The organism is Pseudoalteromonas sp. JC3, assembly GCF_030291895.1.
GTDB lineage: Bacteria > Pseudomonadota > Gammaproteobacteria > Enterobacterales > Alteromonadaceae > Pseudoalteromonas.
This window is the reverse complement of sequence record NZ_CP127855.1, coordinates 619025-639546: the sequence shown is the minus strand read 5'-3', so window position 1 is coordinate 639546 and position 20522 is coordinate 619025. Positions and strand designations below refer to the sequence as shown.

Sequence of the window (20522 nt, the reverse complement as noted above, 5' to 3'; positions counted from 1 at the left end):
AAAGCTTCCGAGAGATTTTACAGCTCGCTCGGAAGGAGCTTTCGCTATATTAACGATAAAAGGATGCCAAAGCGTTATTTAGCTGATTAAACTACTATAACTCTCTAAGATTGCAGCCGTATTCATTTCTGACGAAAATAAATGGCCGACCTCAGCACGTTCAGTTTCTGTAAGTGTCGCTCGATTTTCAAATAAATGACTGATTGCAGCCGCAATGGATTTTGCATTCTTTTGCTCTGCTACTTTCACCGCAGCTGTGTTTGTCAGTCCTGCCAGCTCGGTTAACCCGCCACAATCTGAAACAACAGTAGGTAACCCGGTCGCCATAGCCTCTAAAGCGGCAACACCAAATGATTCTTCTTGAAATGTTACTTCGTCGCGAATTGAAGGCTGCACATAGACATTATGTGATGCAAGTAAAGATGGCAACTTAACGTGCTCTACCTTATCGATAAAATGTACTTGCTCACTCATACCTAGTTGTTGAACCTGCGCTTTGAGTTGCTCCTCAAGTGCCCCGCCTCCAACTAAAGTTAATGTTGCATCAGGAAATTGGGGCAGCAGTATAGACAAAGCATCAATGAGGAATTGATGCCCTTTACAATTTATAAAACGACCGACAGAAATAATGCGTAAATTATCGAATGTAACCTTCGCTTTTTCGTTCAAAAACATCGGATTGAAAGCATTATGAACCACTTTAATTTTAGCGGCGGGGACGCTTAGATTTAGCGTTGTTTTATGCTTTAAAAATTCCGAAGGAACTGTCCATTGAATAAAGTCTTTCTTTCCCGCTGCAGCAAGAACAGCACGATACTTAGGTCTGATCAAAGGTTCACTGTTTACATCAGAGCCATGTAATGATGCAAGCGTGGGGATCTTAATACCCAGTTTATCACTCACGTGCATCCAAATTTTTACTGCATTCCCAGTATGGCAATGGATCACATCAGGTTTAAATTCATCTATTACGCGCGCCCAAGTTTTGTAATCAATCATGTAAGGCAACAACTGCAACCTAAGTGCAAGTGCTTGTGTCACTCGCTCATTAATGACTGACTTGATTGGTGATAGGTAAACTTTATCAAATGGGCGACTCGTTTCATTCATTCTATTTGCAGTTAGGATCGCAGACTGTACGCCACTTTGCTCAATCGCAACAACCTGATCATAAATAAAGGTTTCCGTCGTTATTGAAAAATTGGGTATGCAGTGAAGTACTTTCATGAATGTTCCTTTGCTAGTCGCGTTAAAATCAGCGGTAACTTGCATATAATTGTCAGTAAATACTGAATAAAAATCGAGATCACCACGCCCCACAACTCAATCTGTGTACCTAGTATTAAAATACCTATACACAATATGATATTAGAGAAAAGCGTGATCATAAATAACCGCTTCACATACCCTAATGCTAAGAATATCGGATGTATTGGTGTAAAAGCCGTCGCAACCGCGTGAATAAACAAAAACGTAATAATATGCCACTGATAAGCCAGTAACTCTTCTGAAAAGATTGCCGGTATCCAATAATTTGTCGTAAAACTTGCCAACGCGACAACAACCAAAGAAGGGAGGAGTAAAAGCAGGATGATTTTCTGCATTGCGCCTTTAACTTTGCTATAAGCTTTCTTTGCTAATAACGCATTCACTTCAGGGTACAGCACTTGATTCAAGGGACCTGTCACTTTTGTTGAAATCGTCGCGATTTGTTTTATCACGCGATAAGCGCCTGCGGCTCCTACAGATACCACCGCACCCACTAAGATATTATCGAGCTGTTTGACAGGGATATCTGCCAGTGCAGTCATATGAACAGTGAAATTGAAGCGTGTGAACTCTTTTATTCGCGCCAGTGAGAGCGCTTCGATTGTACTCTCTTTGTTCTTTAATAAAGAAACCACTTGGCTCAAGCATAAGCACTGAATAAAAACGACGCCCAACCCTAAGGTGATGAGATAGGTTGCAACGTAAAAACTCACCGTTAAGTTTTTCCAATAGCCAACTAAGGCACAGGCAAAAAAGAGTACTGCACTAATCACGCTCTGTAACGCTAACGCTTTATAACGCTCTTGGTAGCGTAGTATACCAATTGCGACACTGGTTTGGTTTAGCAATATATATATCGAACACCACTTTAGTAACTCGCTGTACTCACCAAGCCCAAAGCTAGCAGCGTAGAGCTCAGCAAATAGAACAGCGATCCCCGTACCTGCAACCGCACACAAAAAATCATATTTGAGCGTTGCTACAATTAATCTTGCTTTATCGCTTTCGAGGCTAAAATAACGTATCAATCCCTGCCATGCCTGAGGGTTGAAGCACAAGCTAATAACCAATATGTATGCTTGCAATAAGGTCACTTCACCAAAGGATTTAACCCCTAGGGCTTTTAATGAGATGGCAACGGATAAAAAGTTAAGAATAGACGCTGATAGGTTACCACCTAACAGGATCCCCGCCTGACGAATTAGTTTTTGTAGCATAGTCGTTCTATTTTTCGTTCAGAAAAGAAGCCAGTGGAGAAAGCCTGTAATTAGCCTTACAGCCCAGTGCTTTCTTCACTTTCGTTTTGTTCTTGTTTTTGCGAAATACCTAGTAGTTTGCGTGCAAATACAGTTAACTTCCAAATATTGAGCATAATTTGGTTGTAAACTACCTGGCAAAGAATAAAGCCATAAAACATGAAGTAATCAGGGATCTCATTAAGTTGGGCGAGTATACCAATGAGCGCAAAGAGACTAGCAATTGAACAAATAACAAGCAGAGTCATTTTTGGTCCAACACCTAGTCGTTGTAAAATATGATGCAGATGCTCACGATCTGGTTTAAAAGGCGACTGCCCTTTTTTAATTCTTCTCATTATGGTGGAGATAGCATCCATGATCGGGATTGCAGCAATCCACAACGCGGTCACTGGATTGATGGCGATAATCTCGCCTTGAGATCCCTCAAGTAGCAGCCAAACCACAGTAAAACCAATCACCGTACTACCGGCATCGCCCATAAATACTTTGAATCTTCGACCTAATGGGATCCCTAAATTCATTAAAATATAAGGTAATGTCGCCACCACAATCGCGATAGAAAATGCAAATAATTCAGTAAGTCCTGCAAGATAAAACAACGCAGCCATGGAACTAAAGGAGACCGTCGCCAGCCCACCTAACAAGCCATCGATACCATCGACCATATTAAATGCGTTGATGGCTCCAACGACAGCAATCACCGTAGCAGCTACTCCAAACGTGCCAATATTAAGAGCAAAAGATCCAAGTAACTGACCAACCTGAGAGAGCATTAAATCAGCAAAGAAAATCATCGTAAAGGCGACACCAGCTTGCACAATCAGGCGCAACTTAAATGAAACGTCAATTAAATCGTCAATAACACCAATGATAAGTAAGCTAACGGCGCAAATAAGATAAACATCTACATTGGTCATACCATTGCCAGATAGCCACAAGTAACAAAACACAATAACGAAAATAGCAACTCCCCCTACTAAAGGGATGCGACCTTTATGATTTTTTCGCTCATTTGGCGCGTCAACTAAATTGATAATTTTTGCCAGCTTTCTGAAAAAAAACAGACTAAGAAAAGCTGCAAAAAAAATGATAATGTTACTTAATACCACTAAAAATGACCTATATGAGAATAATTCATCACTTGCCGGATAGGCGCAAGCAAGGACGCATTATATAGCAAGCGCTTATAAGAGTCACTTATGTAGAATGTCTCAAATTTGTATAAAAAAGTCCTTAAATGGAAAGTATCCAGTTGGAGACTGGCTATTTCTGCTTGACGCCTAAAGTGGTAGAATAGCGAAAAATTTAATGTTGTTATTCCTAATTATGCTGAAACAGCTTGTCAGAAATGCCGCCAACCATTTTGGCTATCACCTTACCGTTACGCCTGTTACTAATACGCCAATACAACAACGAGCAGCATTTGTTCATATTGGAAAATGTGGTGGCAGCGCCATTGATCATGCCCTGCGAAAAGCATTGGCCACGCCTTCTGACAACCGTTTATGTAGAGATACAAGTATCGCGGCGAGCATTGGAAGTTTTGGCAGAGACATCAACACACTTGAAGACCAATGCGAATTTGGACATCATCACCTCACTCAACTCCAAGGCTTAATGCGCTATTTTCTCTCTCTTGAGCGTGGTTATATTAGCGGCCATTGGGGGCTCAACAGAGCGATTTTAGATGAATATCGCCAAGTACAATTCATCACTGTACTTAGAGATCCGGTAGCTAGACTAAAATCAAATTATATCTTTAATAAGCTTACGAATAATTTAAAGATAATGCCGCCAACCAACCACCCAACAGATGACTTAATCGCAGAAGCCGATGCCATCATCTTTGGCGAAAGAGGTTGGCAAATGGCAAACACACAGAGTGCCTTTATTTACGGGCATTACCCAAAATCGATGGCTGAAGCGAAGGATAATCACAATCTATTCATAGAAAATTTAGAATTATTCGCACTCGTTGGCTTTCTTGATAACCTTGCCAGTTTTAGACAGCGATTTGAACATAAGTTTAGCCGTCAGCTCGCTATTGAACAGCAAAACTCAACCCAGGCTCAGGTGAGTAGTGCAAATCAACACACGGTAGACATCCTATCTGAGTATTTTAATTCTAAAAAAATCAAAACCCACCTAACTAAACTGTGTGAGCAAGAGAAAATAAATATTGACGTGGCAAGGGAGAAATTTGAGTGAAGCGTAAACTACTCATTAATAGCTCGCTATTAGTAGTTGAACGTTTCACCGTCTTATTTTTTAGTTTTGCCAGCGCCCTATTAATGGCGAGATATGCGGGCGCTGAACTTTTTGGTCAATTTTCCAGTATTGTCGCTTTTGGTTCGTTGTTTTTAGTGTTTACCCAAATGGGGTTAAACAACGTCAGCAGCAAATACTTTACCCTCTACCCTAATAATACAGCGTTTTATCTATTTGCAGCCATTGGGGTTCGGCTCGTATTTTCAGTTGCTATCATTCCACTCGCCTATTTATGCGGGTTACTCGCGCTCGACTCAACTGAGGCCGCTCTAGTGGCATTGCTCGTGGCATTGCAAGTAGGCAATGCCGCTACCGTTATTGAATTTTTCTTCATCGCTAAGCAGGAAGTAGCAACAACGCTTGTTCCACGACTGCTAATAAAGCTTAGCTGTAAACTCGCACTTATATTAGCAATCCTATGGGAATCGCCGATTGTGATTTGGGTGCTCTTGAGCGGTGCCGAATATGCACTGCTGGCAATGGCGTATCTGTTTTTGCTGCGCCGCCAGCCACCTTTAAAAAAAGCACAACTTAATACAGCCAAGCGCATGTACAAAGGTGCAGGTATCTTACTTCACCGAGGAAAGTGGTTACTACTTTCAAGTCTTGCCGCCGTGATGTATTTAAAAATCGATCAAGTCATGCTGGCAAGTATGATAGGCGATCAGGAAGTGGCTTATTATGCCGCTGCGGCGAAGCTTTCTGAGTTTTGGTATGTCTTACCTGTGTTAATTGCAAATGTATTTATGCCCAGGCTCGTTAGCCTCTATCATGCTAATAAATTTCAGTATTGGCGATTACAGCGACACTTTTACGCTTATTCGACCGTTGCGGCAGTCGCAGTGATAACGCTGACACTGTGGCTTGCAGAGCCAATCATCTTGTTCTTGTTTGGTGACGCATATCGCAGCAGCATTGCTATTTTGCAGGTACATATTTTTGGCTGCCTCTTTATTTTTAGTCGTGCGTTTATGAGCCGCTGGTTGATTTTATCCAACAATCACAAGTTAAGCCTACATAGCCACTTAATGGGTGCAGTGGTGAATGTATTGCTTAATATTTTATTGATACCACACTATGGAGGTATTGGGGCAGCCATTGCAAGCGTCGTCGCTTATGGGATTGCAGGCATTGGATTTATGGTGTTTTTTTCATCTACCAGAACTTACCTAAAAGCATTACTTAAGAATGGCTAAACTAAATCCAACACTTCATATAAGAAAATGTTTTTAGGGCCACTATGTGGCCCATATATTAGTTGTTTAGCTTAAAAGAAGAGATCACTCTCTCAAACTCATCTGAGATTTCAGATTCCTCAGATTGACTTCCACTTACAGAAAAAGATATCAGCGAATTATTTTCAATATCTAGAACAGCTAAATTTTTTATAACTTGCCTATTACCTGCAAAATCAGCATTAAACTGATACTCGAGACTCGAGAGTTCTCCTCGATAAACTTTGTCTTCAGAGCCAATGATGCTCACCTCAAGCTCATTAGCTCCTGACTTTCCTAATGCTTTAATTGCATTGTCTAGGTAAGCTTGCCACTCAGATTCACTATTAGTGTAGCTTTTACCTTTTAAATACTGACAAGTAACATTAGTGGCAACAACAGAGCCATTTATAGTTTTTTGTGCAATTCTCTGTGCAATTAATAGCTGAACATCGGAAGATATTTCCACTTTCTGCTGTTTAGTTTCAGGGATAGTAGTAAAAACAACATCGAAATTGCAAGCAGCCTGAATGTTAAAACAGATAAAAAGTGTAAATGCTACTAGAACTCTCATCAAACCTCCAAAAACAAAAAAAGCCCAGCATAGGCTGGGCTTTCATATTACTCTAAAAAAGATTACTTGTCAGAACCTTTTTGCTGAGAAGTTACTAGCGCTTGACGAGCATCACCAGCATTGCTGAATGCGTACGCGTTAACATCACCAGTGTTCGCATCAATGTTAAATGTAACGCTTAGCTTGTAAGACTTAGTAGTATCAAGACCTAGCGCCTTCATTACTTTGTCTTGACCAACTTTAGTTACTGTGTTACCAGCTAGGTCATCAAGTGTACCTTTGTACTCTTTACCGTCGCCGTCGATTGCTTCAACAATTACGTCAGCTGCATTCGTTGACTCGTTAGCAAAGTGAACTGAAGTGCTAAGACCTGTGAAACCTACTGGGAAGTAAGGGATGTTGATGATAGTTGCATCAAGAGCCCATTTACCAGCAGCTACGTTTTGCGCAACAGTGATTGGATCAGTTACACCAGCGTCAGAAACAGTAACAGCGTAAGAAGCTAAGATGTCTTTAGTTTCAGGGATAACTTTAGCGTTGCCTGAATCAAAAACTAGGTTGAAAGGAACTTTCGCACCAGTTGTCGCAACATTAGCAGTAGGAAGCGTTAGAGTTAGCTTCTGGTTAGCTGTTGAACCAACAGCACCTAGAGTAACAGTACCAACAGAAGCGCTTGCAGCGTTAGTAAGATCAAAGTCACCATCTGCAATTTGAGTTGCTGGAACAGTTGTTGTACTACCACCATTGTTGAAGTTACCTTCAAGAACTACTGTGTGAGTAGTTGCTGTTAGGTGAGCTTGTAAGCTTGAAGATTCGTTGTTAGAAAGTTCAAATACTAGCTTGTCTTCTTCTTTGTCTGCTGAGTCAGAGTTTTTAGAGAAAGTGTCTTTCTCTAGACGCTCGATTAGACCGTTGAAAGGAGCTTTAACGTTGAAAGCAAACTGATTTGCAGTTGTAGCAAGTACACCAGTACCAGTTTCAATTTCTGCACCTGCAACTGTAGTAGACTTGTACGCTACGTTACCAGCACCAGAGAAATCAACACCTGCATCTGTAGCAAAAGACATACGGAAAGCAGAGTTAGCAGTCAGTGGGTTACCTAGGTTTACAACGAACTCGATAGAGTTGTTAGTGTCGTTTACTTTGAATTTGTCAAAAGTAAATGAACCAGTACCGTAATCAAAAGTAACTAATACAGTACCTGTAGGTTGTCCGTTAGCATCTTTTTGACCATCAGCAGTGATATAACCTTTACCGTCTGCAGTAACGTTAATAACGTTATCAACACCAGTGTTTAGGTTTAGGTCCGCAACACTGATTGTTTTATCAAACGTTAAAGTAATTTTAGATGCAGCCGCAGTTTCTTTACCAATTACGAAGTCTACATCAAACGCAACGTCTGGTGCTGAAAGTTTGTTTGCTACACCTTCTGCAGAAAGTTTAACTGGGTCGCTAGTTACTGTTGCCGCGTTTGCACCAAATGCACCTACGATAGCTGTAGCTAGTAGCGCCTTTTTGAATAGTTTCATTATTTCCATTCTCCTAGTTTCATGAAACTGGCTTATCGATTAGGAAGATCAATAAGCCAAGAACTTTACAATCGGTACTACCGATTTTATGCAAATCTAATTTTAACCTAACTGAAAGTCAAGTTAAAACTCCCGGAGTCATTATTTTTGCCAATTGTTACAAAAATACTATTTTGAGCTTTTATCGGGTACTAGACTTCACCTTAGCTAGAGGTCTGTTCTTTGTTATTATCAAACACTATAACTAATCCTGCTTAAAATAGCGTGTACTTGCTCGAGAATCAAGCTAAAAGTCTAGGTTTTCTAACCCTTTTTTAAAGCTCTGTTTAATTTTCACCCAATCATCAGAACTTTTGACGATTTTTGGTGTCACTAGAACAACGAGTTCTGTTTTATCAGTACTACTAGTGTCCGATCTAAATAAATGACCTAATAATGGCAAGCTTCCAAGTCCAGGAACGCTATTCCCTCCCTCAGATGTATTTTGACTAATCAATCCTCCAAGCAAAACAGTTTGCCCGTTACCTGCAACCACTTCAGTGCTTAAGCTACGTTCAAAAATAGCAGGGGTTCTAGAGCTACCACCAGCCTCTGAATTTACGTTAGATATCTTTTGCTCAATAGTCATAATAACGGTGCCTTGCGCATTGATTGTTGGAGTTACATTTAGATCAACCCCCGTTTTACGATACTGTATCGTTGTTGTTTCACGCTCACCATTTATCGGATCTGAAGTTGTGCTACCAACAGTAGGAATGTCATCGCCAACGCTAATATTTGCCGAAACACCATCTCTAACTAAAAGCGTAGGCCTTGATAAAACATTCACCAAACCTTCTTTTTGATTTAGGTTTAAGTTTACATTACCTGGCAATCCAACAATTGAGTAACGAAAACCACTTTCACTATCAAAGTTAAACCTCTCTGTGGTGCTCGAAGATGCACCACTTCTGAGCGCGAACTGGACTCCTTTTGAGAATCCTCCGGTTAGTTTCACTTCAGCAATAACGACTTCCATCATAATCTGTTGAGGCATTATATCCAACTGCTTGATGATAGGCTGGAGGTCTTGGTAGTATTTACCGGTAGAATAAAAAATCAATGCATTCGCTCTCTCATCAACAACCAACCTCATATCATCTCCCTGAACAGAAAAGCTGCTAGCAGGCGCTGAAGGTTTTGATGGTCGGTTAGCTGACTCAGGCACATTTGCACCACTATTATCACTTCCAGAAGTTGATTCTGAAATACCACCTTTTAATAATGGAACTAGACTTTTTCCAATATCTGAAGCTCTTGCATATTGAGGCCGATATATATAGAAGCTTTGCTCTGAGCCTGTCGCTGGTTTATCAAGAACTTTTGACCAATACTTTATTCTGTTTAGTACTTTTTCAGACGTTGCAAAAACGATAATTTTACCCAAATATTCGAGGGGCACAAACGTCACAGCTCGAGATTGATCGGTTATATTTGCGTTTATTCCCTCCTCACTGAGCAGTTGCGTGGCTTTGTCGATAAAGTAGCTTGAGTCAATATACTTAAAGTCAACCATTGCTATTGCTTTGTTAGCAAATGTTGGGACGTCAATAATTTCAATAATTTCCAGCGCTCTAAGTACTTGCTCACGAGTTCCTTCAATTCTTACTAAGTTTTGAGCTGGATCTACTGAAGATTTAGCATCTAACAAAGCATTTAATAACGTTCTCGTATCAAGAGAAACATCATAGTCCATTGGAACCATTTGATAGATGGTACTCGACACCAAAGGAACTGATCCCTCTGTTCTACCAAATCCAAAGGCCATATCTGTTTTGCCCTGGTCTTTACTTGCTGGATATATGTAAAAAATATCTTCATTGAGTGCAATACGTACATCATTATTAGCAAGTATATCTTGCGCTAATTGGAATAAACGCCGTTCTGTTACTACATTTTGTAATGATAGAGTGACTGGTTGAATATTCTTCTTAACTTCAGGGTCGATAAAATAAGATACATTTAGCAACTCACCCAAAACGTAATGTACAAACTCGTTTAGCGGCAACTCATTGGCAGATAACTGGAATTCTTTTTCACTAGAAAACTTATTAGCCAAATCAACTTCTAACTTAGCCTGGGTCGGTTTGTCTATAGATTGCAGTTTAGTAAAACCGTGGTTTTCTTTTGTCGCATTTTTATTATCGATGGGAGTAACTTGAGAGTTTGAGTCTTCATTGTCAGATAAAAATGATTGCTCAACAGAGACTTTATCAATGTTACGAGTAGTAGACACGCACCCGTTAAGCATGAGCACGGTGATTAAAATGACCTGCGCTTGGTAGAACTTCTTATCCATTGCTATCTTCATTTACTCTTTTAAATAATCTAATACTATGTTCCTTGTTAGAAACAAGGACCGTCATGCTATCGACTGTGATGGCTTTGAGTGCTACATTTTCGGTTATCGCATCACCAGCGGCAACCTTTAGCACTTCACTCCCACTACTTTTAAGTAGAACGAAACCACCTTCCCTATTTTTAAAAATACCCAGAAGAGTAAATTCAACTCCATCAAAAGTTAGCGTTTTTTGATTCTTTGGTTTTGGTTCCTCAGGCTCTGCTGCTTTCACATTCTTTGCTTCTCTTGCAGCGAGTAAAGCATACCACTCTTTTTCAGCCAAAATAGGTTCTGTCGATAATACAGGTGGCTCAACAAAATAAACTGCTGCAGCCCGTATATTATTATCCCTTTCTTCAGAGGCATCAAACAACTCCGAAAACAAGTATAAAGAAGCTGCTAATGAGATTATCAAACTGATACGCACTATCATCCTACTTCCTTCTGTTGAAACAGGCTAACTTTGAGTGATGCCTCAATTTTGTTATCAATTCCACCACCCCAACTTCGTGTTTGAAATGCAAATCCATCCAATATATACATTGGTTTATTGCCCTCTAGAGCACGAGTTACCTTGACCATACAAATAGGATTACCGCTGAACTTTAACTCTACATTCCACTTTTTGACCAATTCAAATGGCTGAGTAGATACTTCCCAACCAATACGTTCAACTTGACATTCGGAGGCTGTCAATATTTTCTCTAATTGTTCTTGCACCTTAATCTTAAAAGCACTTTCAGCTTCGGCTACAAATACCCACTCCTTTGCTCGTTCTTTTTCTACCTCTGAAACACTTTCTTCAGATGACAGCGTGTCAGCCTGAGTAACTAACTCTTCTAACTTATTTGCTCTAAGTTGTAGTACTTGTACTTCTGATTTGGTTGCATCAATATGTTCTCTAAGTGGCTCAACTATGTAAACAGCAAAAATCAAAGCGATAATTATCAATGCATAGTGTTTATACTTTGTTTGCATCTGTTTAATTACTTTCACGAGACCCCCGACTTTGGAAGCGTATTGTAAAGTGATCATCACCTCTGATTTTCCTTACCCCACCGCGAAATGAAGCATTTAATATCATATTCATACCACTAACAGCTTTAAGCACCTCATTCGCACTCTTAGCATGGCCTGATATTTCGAATGAATTACCATCATATTCATAACTATCAAGATAAAAACCTTTAGTCATCGCGATGTGAAGAACATCCCACAAAGGGTGAACAAAATCAGACTGTTCAGTAGCTTTCACTATCGATTGCGTAAGGTCATTATTTGCATCTATACTGTCCCTAAAATCTAGTAATGCACTGACTTCGACGCTAAGACTCTCATTTTTAGATTCTAGTTCATACTTTTTCCACTCATTCCACCCGAAGGTCGACAAGAGAGTAATAAATACAGATAGCAAAGGTATATAATAAAGTAGGTGAAGCTTAAAAGGATTAGTAATCACATCTTTATTAAAGATAAGCTTACTTCTCAATTCTTTCATTTCTAGATTAGATAGTAACCCTAGCAAATAACTCGCATATTCATCAGCATCAAGCGTTAGCGAATGGCTTTGAGAGGTTTCTCCTATGCTAAATTTGAATGCCTCAAAATTTGAAATTAACCCACCTTTTAATACCGAAGTTCCCTTTCCTACATAGAAACAAGACTCAGGAGCTGTGACTTCTGCAATAATGTTGATATTAAAAAGCTCTGTCTCTGGAATGTAAACAACTACTGATTCCAACTCATTAGGAAGATCTTTAAGTTCTATGTATACAACGGTGAACCCATCAATAGAACTATTCTCGGTTACTGTAAAACTCAATTTATCCGTGGACGACTTCTTTTGCAGCTCCAATATTTTCCCTAGCTCTTGCTTAGAAATTGAAGTGTAATCTTTAGTTCGTAAAGTATAAAACTTTCGAGCTAATATTACGATTTTGGGCACTATATCTGTAGTGACAAAACCTCCGTCAGTGATACAGTATAGCCTTTCATCATAGTACCCTATTTGCGATTTAAGTTTTTCGCCTGCCCACTTTATTTGTAAAAGGTTTCCTAGCTTCACTTTAATTCCACTTTACTTCACTAATGATTATTGGAGCGACTCTTGCAGCTGGTTTTGTTCTGACCACAAATGACTTTCTTAGTACAGCGCTTTGATCAACGACCTCTAATTCTACCCTGAGGTAGCTACCAGTTGCAAAAATAAGAAATTCGCTAGCCTCTAATCCAGTTATTTGACGAAACTCAAAATCATTCAAAGTACCAGCATCTCGCTTCTTTAGAATCAATTTCACCTTATCTTTATCATTTAATAATGCATTTAGAATTAACTCAGGTGCATTCATCGGGTTAAAACCAATCTGATTAACTATCGTAAAGTATTCTTCAATTTCTTCATAGCTAATACCTTGTGCACCTTTCACCTTTAAGAATTCTACGCTCGACTGCAAATAATTATTTCTCGGCCCACTCGAGCCTATTGATTGATAAAACTCTTTTTCCGCACCATTAGCTCTTATCAATGAGTCCTTATCTTTCCAATCCTCTAGCGAGGCTATAGCGTTCTCAACTTGCTTTTCCCCAAGCCCAAGACCTATCAACACACGAGAAGCCAAGGCTGCATCTGTATAATTAAGATTTATTAAAGCGCGCATATCTTGAATACGAACACTAACATCCTCACTCAACTTAAATGGAGTATTGTCGAATCGCCAATTTCTAACTATTTCTACGGGTGAGTTAATATCTCGGTAAGGTCTATATTTAACTAAAGATTCTAAAACCGAAGCTTCTGCTGTCTCAATCGCAAGCTTCAGCTCCAGCTTGCCTATTGCAGATTGCGATAGTCCAATTTGTTCTTTAACTGACTGTAAGACATATAAACTCATGACACTAAGTACAAGTGCAATGACTAATACTTGAACCAATGCAATCCCCTTGATCTTGCCCATCAAAATTCTTGCCTCATATTCCATAACACTTTATTTGGAGAATCATTTGGAAGATCTACTGTTATATATGTCTTTTTCTCCTCAGTATTGGTGAAACTTAAATTTACTTTGTATGGCAATACGCGATGCTTTTTCATACTTATTTGAGATTGCCATGTCATTTCAGACTTTGGCTCAAAAAAATTATTTTCATCTTGATTTGTACTCTGTACTGCCGCTTCAAAATTGATATATGAAAAGTAGCTAAACTCAATATTTTTGACTTTATCAATGAGGATAATTCTATTTGACCAGTTTAGGGATGACAATGGCCATCGATATAGCCCAACCTCATCAAGCGAAAGCTCAGAATAGACAATCGCGTACTCATCTTTTACTTTTATTAATTCGAATCGAACTAACGCAGGCAGATTTGAAAGAATAGGGCTATTCGTTACAAAAGTTACACTATCACGAGTTCCTTCAAATAACACCGCTTCTTGGCCCTCAGTATTCACCAGCACATGAGCATTAATAGATTCAACTGTTCTAATAAAAGCTTCAACACCCATACTGTTATTAATGTTGCTCCAATATAGTTCGCTTCTTTTAGTCCAACCATTGCTGTACAGGCTGTATGCGTAATAACCTGAAAACATAACAAGGGAAAGAAGGGTTGTAGCGATCATTAGCTCAATAAGCGAGAATCCGTACTGTCTTCTGAAAGCTACGGCCATAGTAAGACCTCGAATTGAAAGTTCTTATTCAGTTTGTTTAAGTCAACTGATACCAAATACCTTCCAAACTTCGCTTTAGGCACTTCGTCAGAGGCGATGTTATTGTAATGGCTAATCTCACTCAGCTTTGACGCATTCCATACAAACTCGATTCCTCCAACAGTTAATTTGCCCACATAACTTTCTGCGAGTGATTCATTTTTAAATTCATAGCGAAGATCACTTTTTATAGAAGTTATAGCAATCGATGCATACTGGCTATAATTAGTGCTGCCAATTGCTTTAGAAGAGAATTTGGCACTTGAGTTATAGATTTCAGCAGTTAGCGCTATTGCCGTAAAAAGAATTACTGCCGCAATTAGCACTTCTATTAAAGTAAATCCACGATACCTACTGTTCATAGTTATTAAAAATCATAGGAGTGTTGTAAAATAAAGGACCTCTAGCAGGATCAATTATCCCATATCTATTTGGCGTTATATTTGCTTTCGTATTTATGGTGAATTCTTCTGGTACGAATTGAATTATTTCAAATTCCATAACTCTCTCTTCCATACCATTCGAGCTTATTTTTAGGGATTTTCCTACTGCAGAAATATGCATTTCAACACCTGAAAAGTAAGATCTATACATCACTTTTCTAAAGATGTTTTCTACTTTTTTAATTTCAATCGCTTCTGTTCGTTTGGAGATAGCCTGTATGACTAGACCGCCTGTCAAACTCATCGCCACACCCATAATGGCGAGCACTATCATTAACTCAATAAGCGAAAAGCCAACCTGAGATTTAAAGCGGGACATCATTAATAGATACCATACTCAGTAGCATAGTGATCACGATGCCACCTACAAACCCGCCCATAAAGAGCAGCATGAGTGGCTCAAGCATAGTGGTAAACTTACTGATCACCTGCTCAAGATCAGAGCGAGAGCGGTTTGCTACTTCGTTAAACACTTTTGGTAATTGTCCTGTTTCTTCCCCTACTTTAATGATGGAAAGAAAGAAGTCCGGGAAAATCCTCGTTTTACTCAATACCACACCTAATTGTTTACCCGATTTGAGTTGCTTTAGTGCGTGCTTAGCATCACGCTTAAAGTCTGGGTGCTTTAACGTTTCTGCAGTAAGCGCAAGGGTTGTGTCGAGTTGCAGTCCAGCCTCTAACATCATCGACATGGATTGCGCAAAACGGATCCGCTCTGAAGTGGTGATGATCGCACCAATACCAGGGATTTTACTTGCTTGAACATAAAGCCAACTTTTGGCTTCTGGTTTCTGTAGCGCGTAAGCACCAAGACCTACGCTCAATAGCGCACCGCCAATAATAAACACCTGATTATCAATAAAAAATTGGCTCACTCCGATAATCGCTTGGGTATACCAAGGGGCTTGACTCAAATCAGTGAAAATACCTGACATTTTCGGCACAATAAAAGTCAGTACAAAGTAAACGGCCATCATACAGACAAAAAAGATAACGCTTGGGTAAGTCAAGGCCGTGCTGACCTGAGACTTAAGATCTTTTTGAAATTTAAGATCCGCCGCTAAGCGCTGCAGTACTTCTGGCAAATTACCTGACGTTTCACCTATTTTTAATAAGCTAATATACAAAGGGCCGAACAAAGCCTCATGCTTAGAAAAGGCTTGGCTAAGTGAGTCCCCTTTTTTGATTGAGCTGGCAATTTGATTTAGCAAGCGTCCAAGCGCAGGGTCTGAGTTAGACTGACGGATTATATCAATCCCTTTATCTACTCTAACGCCACTTTCTAACAACAAAGATAGTTCGCTGGTAAAAAACTCAAGCTGATCTAAGGTGACCTTTTGTGAAAATAAACCAGAAAATGCGGTTCCTTTAGCAATTGCTTTAATTTCAATCGGGCTAAGGCCATCTGCATTGAGACGCTGTTGAGCTTGCGCTAGATCATTCGCCTCAATTGTGCCTTGATGCCGAGAGCCATTGCTGTCGATCGCCTTATACTCAAATTCCATTACCCTGCAACCCTTAATACTTCGTCGATTGTGGTAACACCAGTAATAACTTTAAAGAGACCATCTTCCATTAAATCTCTTCGCTGTAAATTCCTATTGTGCGCTTTTGCCTTACCAATAAACTGATCATTTTTAGGGATCGCCTTGATTTCATCGTCACAGCGAAGATACTCATTTACTGCTATACGTCCCTTAAAGCCGGAGTTATTGCAATGCTCGCATCCTTTAGGCTGTTTTAAATTAAGCGTATTAATTCCCGCCATATCTGCTATTTCTTGCAGCGGGTATTTATTGATCAGTTCTTCTGCATTGTCTGCAGGCTCTGCACAATGCGAACATAAACGTCTTGCTAATCGCTGCGCAACGACAGACACAAGTGCGGCGTTAAGTAAAAACTCCTCTACGCCCAAATCGAGTAATCGAGTGTATGCCCCTGCCGCATCATTGGTATGCACCGTGCTGAACACTAAATGCCCGGTTAACGCAGACTGTAGAGCAATTTGTGCTGTTTCTTTGTCTCGGATCTCACCAACCATGATGATATCGGGGTCTTGACGAACTATGGAGCGTAAACCTGCTGCAAAGTCAAAACCAATATCTGGGTTAACCTGAACTTGATTGATCCCTTCAAGTTGATACTCAACGGGATCCTCTAGCGTAATAATTTTTACGTCTTCGGTATTTAGTTCATTGAGAAACGTATATAAGGTCGTTGTTTTACCTGACCCTGTAGGGCCTGTTAACAATATCACCCCAGTTGTCTTTTTCAGATCTTGATTAATTAGTCCCTGAGTATCTTCAGACAAGCCAAGCACCGACATATCATATCTAATTGAGTCTTTTCTCAAAAAGCGCAGAACAATACTTTCCCCCTCGTTTAGAGGAAGCGCAGAAACACGGATATCCAATTCTTGATTGGCAATACGCAGCTCTATTTTACCATCTTGAGGACGGCGCTTTTCAGCAATGTCCATTCCCGACAGAATTTTCAAACGGGTGGTGATAGGTAATTGCATTTTCGGCGCTAAAGAATCAACTTCATGCAGTACGCCGTCTACACGATAACGCACCCTAAAGCGCCCCTTGTAAGGTTCTAAGTGCATATCCGAAGCGCCTCGCGAAAGGGCTTTGGTGATCAGTGAATTTAGCAGGTTTACTGTTGGGGCTTCTGAGGCGAGTTCACGCAATCTGGCTTCTTCAGCGCCAGTGAGTTCATCTTCGCTAAAGTTTGCTTCTGTTTGGCTTTGTATTTCATAAAAGAAACTTTGTAGCTGAGCTTCCGTTGCCACCAATACGGTGATAGCAACATTTTGCCTAATCAAATATTGAGAAAGCTCAGTATCGAGTGGGTCTTTACACGCAATTAGCCAACCGCTATCGTCAACAGATAATAGCAAGCAATTAAGTGATTTAAGTTTTTCATAACACTCGAAGGCAACTGAGTCACTAGGTTGCCAGTTAGGGTGATCCGCTGGTTCAAAAGTCGCGTAACCAAGCAATGCTTTATATATAGGTGGTAAATCATCTTCTGTTAAACATCCCATATTAATTAAGATGTTTTCCAATCGACCACCATACTTTTGCTGATATGTTGCCGCCTTATCAATATCAGAGCTCGATACGTTAAATGCGTCGCTCAGTAGCGATTTAATCTCCATCATTTATGTACAACGTCCTCGCTTTCACCCTCACCGCCAGGCTTACCATCTAAGCCGTAAGACATTATGTCATAAGGACGATTATCGCTACCAGGTACCGTATAAACATAAGGCTTACCCCAAGGATCTAAGGGGATATCTTTTGGTAAATAAGGACCGTCCCAGTTCGCCGCATTGCTATTTCTTAATTCTTCTAGTGTGGCTGGAACCGTCCCCATGTCTAATCGATAAGTATCGATAGCCGTTTCAAACATTTGCATTTGTGCAACGGCCGTCTTCTTCTTAGATGAGCCGACTTTTGAGAATAGCTTTGGTGCAACTAAGGAACCTAGTAACCCCAGAATAATCAATACAATCAACAGCTCGATTAAGCTAAAACCTCGTTCTTTCTTCATCTGTTAGCTCCAAATATATTTGATGAGTCATGTTATTTTGCGCTGAGCTGAATGCTTTTTTAAGTTAACAAACAGCTTCGTCTATCAATTTTTGTTATTTTATCAGCTTAATTTCGACTGATAACTATTAATTTCAGCAATTACACTTTGCCACATGGCGTTATTTTCATTCTTGACCTGTGCAGCGTGAGCGCTACTTGCATTTTTCTGCTCGTCTAGCCCATTTATAAATTGCTCAACTTTAGCACTTACCTCTTCAGTGCTTGCAAGGTAATCAAGAATATTCTCCTCAATACCATACTCTTCGAACAGCATTTCGTACTTATGACTCCAGCTCGTCGCAAGACAAGGAACACCTTGTGATAGTGCACTTACACAACCATGAAAGCGACTACTGACGACGGCATCACAACGCCCCAAAAATGCTTTTATCTCGATTGCACCTAGGCCATCGACGATATCTACTTTGCTTTCTATACCTTTGGCTATTGTCTCACACAGTAACCTATCTTCCACACCTTCATGATTAAGTAAAACCACATCAAAACCAGATTGCTGAAAAAGCTCGACTTGATGACGCCAAAATCCAATATACGCTTCAGTACCACTTTGAGCAGTTTCATGGTGATAGCTTGAAACAACTTTATTATTCGGAATAAAACAGACTGTTTTAGTTGCAAATGGTTCAATTATTTCCGGTTCAATTAGTGCAGTAAAGTCAGGGCTTTGCTGTAAAGAGCCACTACTATTTAAGGCCTCACACGCTTGAAACGAAGCTTTATCTCTAGGATACACTTTTGATGCCGCATTGATCAGTGTACGTGCTGCTGCTGCGTGGTCGGCTTTTTTAAATGGACCTAGCGCTTGCGGTAGCACCATATATGGCTTGCCCGCTTTTTTGAATCTAACCGCTTCTTTCGCTGCGTTTTTCAGATCATTTAGCGGCCACTGATCTCCATAAGAAAACCCACTTGCATTTAGAATAACATCTACATCAGCCTCTGTTACTATGCCATAACGCTTAAGTAAACGCTTGATAATGTGAGGCAGTTTACCGAACAAACCCGTTAGATCGACAGACCCCCTTCTGAAACTTAGCTTTTGAAAGGCCCCTAGTTGCGCTCTTTTTTTATAAGGTAAGTTGGGCCCAGGTGACAATACTAAATTATATTCACCTATTTCTTTTTCTAGTTGCGCTAAAATAGACAGCAACATTAGCTCAGCCCCTTTATTCGAGAACTGAACACCTTTTATTTCAATATTAATCACGTTTGTTTAAATCCGGGTGTGTAAGTAACTTTTCTGGCGACTTTTTATTTGAAAATGGAATTCCCCCTTCTTCAAGGGCGTATCCCACCGCAATAAACATCACGATCCGCTTATGTTGTGGCAGGTTAAGCAATTTTGCAGCTCGCTTATCTAAAGTGTGTAGCTCTGGCCAGTTTAGCGCGCAAGTAGAAAGTCCTAATGTTTCACATGCCAACATAAACTGCATACTCGCTAGTGAAGCATCAATATAAATAACATGACGATCTCTTTCAAACGGGTATGCCGACAAATCTCCAACTACCGCCAGTAGACAGGGGATTTGAGATGCGAACCCCGCTGTGCCTCCGGGTAATTTGACCGCTTGTTGCTTTGTGGCTTCGTCATCTATCCACATAAATTCAAAAGCCTGTCGATTACATGCACTTGGTGCTTCAGTAGCCATAGATAAAGCTTCAATAAGGAGTTCCCTTTCAACCTCTCGTTGCTCAAACCATCGAACTGAGCGCCTTGTTTTACATAGTGCTTTAAATTGCTTTGGGCTAATCTCGTGGGCCGCTCTTTCACTACTAGAGTACGGTACAGAGCTACTCTCCCCATCAAAGTCAACTGCTTTAAAAGCTGCAAAACTGGCTTTAATAATTGGATGTTCGACGTCACAAACAGCAAAAAATTGGCACAAAACTGAGTGAGCCCAAATCAAGTCACTTCGCTCAAAATGCGCAAGGCTCACAGCTCGCAAATAAACAGAAACCGTTTCTTCAATATAATCTAATGCAAAAACCTTTTTGCGAGGGCGCATGATCAAGCCCTTCTCTAGACGATGAATATTACGACGCAGCAAAGCACTTGAGTTATCTTGAATACCTTGATGTTTTTCATACTGGATCTTGGCTTTTAGTATTGCTTGCTGCTCATACCCAAATGCTCTGTCAAAGAGAAGGTAGTAAAGACGGCTTAGCGTTGGAGAGCCTATGAACAAAGGTCTCACGATACGCTGTGTCGTTTCAATTAGCTTAATGATGAGCTTTTTTAATTTCTGCATAAAACGTA

20 protein-coding genes are annotated in these 20522 nt (G+C 40.1%); 2 read left to right on the top strand and 18 right to left on the bottom strand.

Translation table 11 applies throughout. The annotated features are described in order from the left end of the window. Window positions 1-78: 78 nt before the first annotated feature. The 3 genes from QSH61_RS02725 to wecA are packed head-to-tail and all read right to left on the bottom strand — an operon-like array spanning window position 79 to window position 3637. The gene (locus tag QSH61_RS02725) at window positions 79-1227 is read right to left on the bottom strand and encodes a glycosyltransferase family 4 protein (protein WP_206471483.1); all 1149 of its coding nucleotides are present in this window, start codon (window positions 1225-1227) and stop codon (window positions 79-81) included. Beyond that, complete coding sequence (locus tag QSH61_RS02720; protein WP_206471484.1) at window positions 1224-2486, bottom strand: lipopolysaccharide biosynthesis protein; 1263 nt, start codon at window positions 2484-2486, stop codon at window positions 1224-1226. The genes QSH61_RS02725 and QSH61_RS02720 overlap by 4 nt, the downstream gene beginning before the upstream one ends. 56 nt (window positions 2487-2542) lie before the next feature. Then, window positions 2543-3637 carry a UDP-N-acetylglucosamine--undecaprenyl-phosphate N-acetylglucosaminephosphotransferase gene (gene wecA / locus QSH61_RS02715; RefSeq protein WP_206471485.1) on the bottom strand — a complete coding sequence of 365 codons (1095 nt, stop codon included), beginning with the start codon at window positions 3635-3637 and terminating at the stop codon, window positions 2543-2545. Window positions 3638-3836: 199 nt separating this feature from the next. On the opposite strand from wecA, the gene QSH61_RS02710 reads away from it, so the two are divergent. Beyond that, window positions 3837-4736 carry a hypothetical protein gene (locus QSH61_RS02710; protein ID WP_206471486.1) on the top strand — a complete coding sequence of 300 codons (900 nt, stop codon included), beginning with the start codon at window positions 3837-3839 and terminating at the stop codon, window positions 4734-4736. Continuing rightward, complete coding sequence (locus QSH61_RS02705) at window positions 4733-5992, top strand: flippase (RefSeq protein ID WP_206471487.1); 1260 nt, start codon at window positions 4733-4735, stop codon at window positions 5990-5992. Before QSH61_RS02710 ends, QSH61_RS02705 begins: the two co-directional genes overlap by 4 nt. A gap of 58 nt (window positions 5993-6050) precedes the next feature. Here QSH61_RS02705 and QSH61_RS02700 read toward each other — a convergent pair whose 3' ends face one another. The 15 genes from QSH61_RS02700 to QSH61_RS02630 form a co-directional block, all read right to left on the bottom strand. Beyond that, complete coding sequence (locus QSH61_RS02700; RefSeq protein WP_206471488.1) at window positions 6051-6584, bottom strand: hypothetical protein; 534 nt, start codon at window positions 6582-6584, stop codon at window positions 6051-6053. Window positions 6585-6646: 62 nt separating this feature from the next. Beyond that, window positions 6647-8113 carry a Slr4 family S-layer protein gene (locus tag QSH61_RS02695; protein ID WP_206471489.1) on the bottom strand — a complete coding sequence of 489 codons (1467 nt, stop codon included), beginning with the start codon at window positions 8111-8113 and terminating at the stop codon, window positions 6647-6649. A 286-nt stretch (window positions 8114-8399) separates the two neighbouring features. Continuing rightward, window positions 8400-10451 (bottom strand): secretin GspD/PilQ domain-containing protein, encoded by a 2052-nt coding sequence (locus QSH61_RS02690; RefSeq protein WP_248298645.1) that lies wholly within the window; start codon window positions 10449-10451, stop codon window positions 8400-8402. After that, the gene (locus QSH61_RS02685; protein ID WP_206471491.1) at window positions 10444-10926 is read right to left on the bottom strand and encodes a hypothetical protein; all 483 of its coding nucleotides are present in this window, start codon (window positions 10924-10926) and stop codon (window positions 10444-10446) included. Before QSH61_RS02685 ends, QSH61_RS02690 begins: the two co-directional genes overlap by 8 nt. Continuing rightward, window positions 10923-11489, bottom strand: coding sequence for a hypothetical protein (locus QSH61_RS02680; RefSeq protein WP_206471492.1), 567 nt, complete (start codon window positions 11487-11489; stop codon window positions 10923-10925). The genes QSH61_RS02685 and QSH61_RS02680 overlap by 4 nt, the downstream gene beginning before the upstream one ends. Beyond that, window positions 11476-12558, bottom strand: coding sequence for a PilN family protein (locus QSH61_RS02675; protein WP_206471493.1), 1083 nt, complete (start codon window positions 12556-12558; stop codon window positions 11476-11478). Before QSH61_RS02675 ends, QSH61_RS02680 begins: the two co-directional genes overlap by 14 nt. Before the next feature lies 1 nt (window position 12559). Beyond that, window positions 12560-13471, bottom strand: a complete 912-nt coding sequence (locus QSH61_RS02670) for a type II secretion system minor pseudopilin (protein ID WP_206471494.1) — start codon at window positions 13469-13471, stop codon at window positions 12560-12562. Continuing rightward, entirely contained in the window at window positions 13447-14163 is a 717-nt protein-coding gene (locus QSH61_RS02665; protein ID WP_206471495.1) for a PulJ/GspJ family protein, read from the bottom strand. Before QSH61_RS02665 ends, QSH61_RS02670 begins: the two co-directional genes overlap by 25 nt. Further along, on the bottom strand, window positions 14154-14564 hold the full coding sequence (locus tag QSH61_RS02660; protein WP_206471496.1) for a prepilin-type N-terminal cleavage/methylation domain-containing protein: 411 nt from the start codon (window positions 14562-14564) through the stop codon (window positions 14154-14156). Before QSH61_RS02660 ends, QSH61_RS02665 begins: the two co-directional genes overlap by 10 nt. Then, the gene (locus tag QSH61_RS02655) at window positions 14554-14967 is read right to left on the bottom strand and encodes a type II secretion system protein (RefSeq protein ID WP_206471497.1); all 414 of its coding nucleotides are present in this window, start codon (window positions 14965-14967) and stop codon (window positions 14554-14556) included. The genes QSH61_RS02660 and QSH61_RS02655 overlap by 11 nt, the downstream gene beginning before the upstream one ends. Further along, complete coding sequence (locus tag QSH61_RS02650; protein WP_206471498.1) at window positions 14951-16150, bottom strand: type II secretion system F family protein; 1200 nt, start codon at window positions 16148-16150, stop codon at window positions 14951-14953. The genes QSH61_RS02655 and QSH61_RS02650 overlap by 17 nt, the downstream gene beginning before the upstream one ends. Further along, window positions 16150-17811, bottom strand: coding sequence for a GspE/PulE family protein (locus QSH61_RS02645; protein WP_206471499.1), 1662 nt, complete (start codon window positions 17809-17811; stop codon window positions 16150-16152). The genes QSH61_RS02650 and QSH61_RS02645 overlap by 1 nt, the downstream gene beginning before the upstream one ends. Beyond that, window positions 17808-18203: a type II secretion system major pseudopilin GspG gene (gspG, locus tag QSH61_RS02640; RefSeq protein ID WP_206471500.1), complete on the bottom strand. Its 396-nt coding sequence runs from the start codon at window positions 18201-18203 to the stop codon at window positions 17808-17810. The genes QSH61_RS02645 and gspG overlap by 4 nt, the downstream gene beginning before the upstream one ends. Window positions 18204-18305: 102 nt before the next feature. Continuing rightward, window positions 18306-19418: a polysaccharide pyruvyl transferase family protein gene (locus tag QSH61_RS02635; RefSeq protein WP_211200835.1), complete on the bottom strand. Its 1113-nt coding sequence runs from the start codon at window positions 19416-19418 to the stop codon at window positions 18306-18308. A gap of 46 nt (window positions 19419-19464) precedes the next feature. Continuing rightward, window positions 19465-20514: a nitroreductase family protein gene (locus tag QSH61_RS02630; RefSeq protein ID WP_206471502.1), complete on the bottom strand. Its 1050-nt coding sequence runs from the start codon at window positions 20512-20514 to the stop codon at window positions 19465-19467. Window positions 20515-20522: the final 8 nt, after the last annotated feature.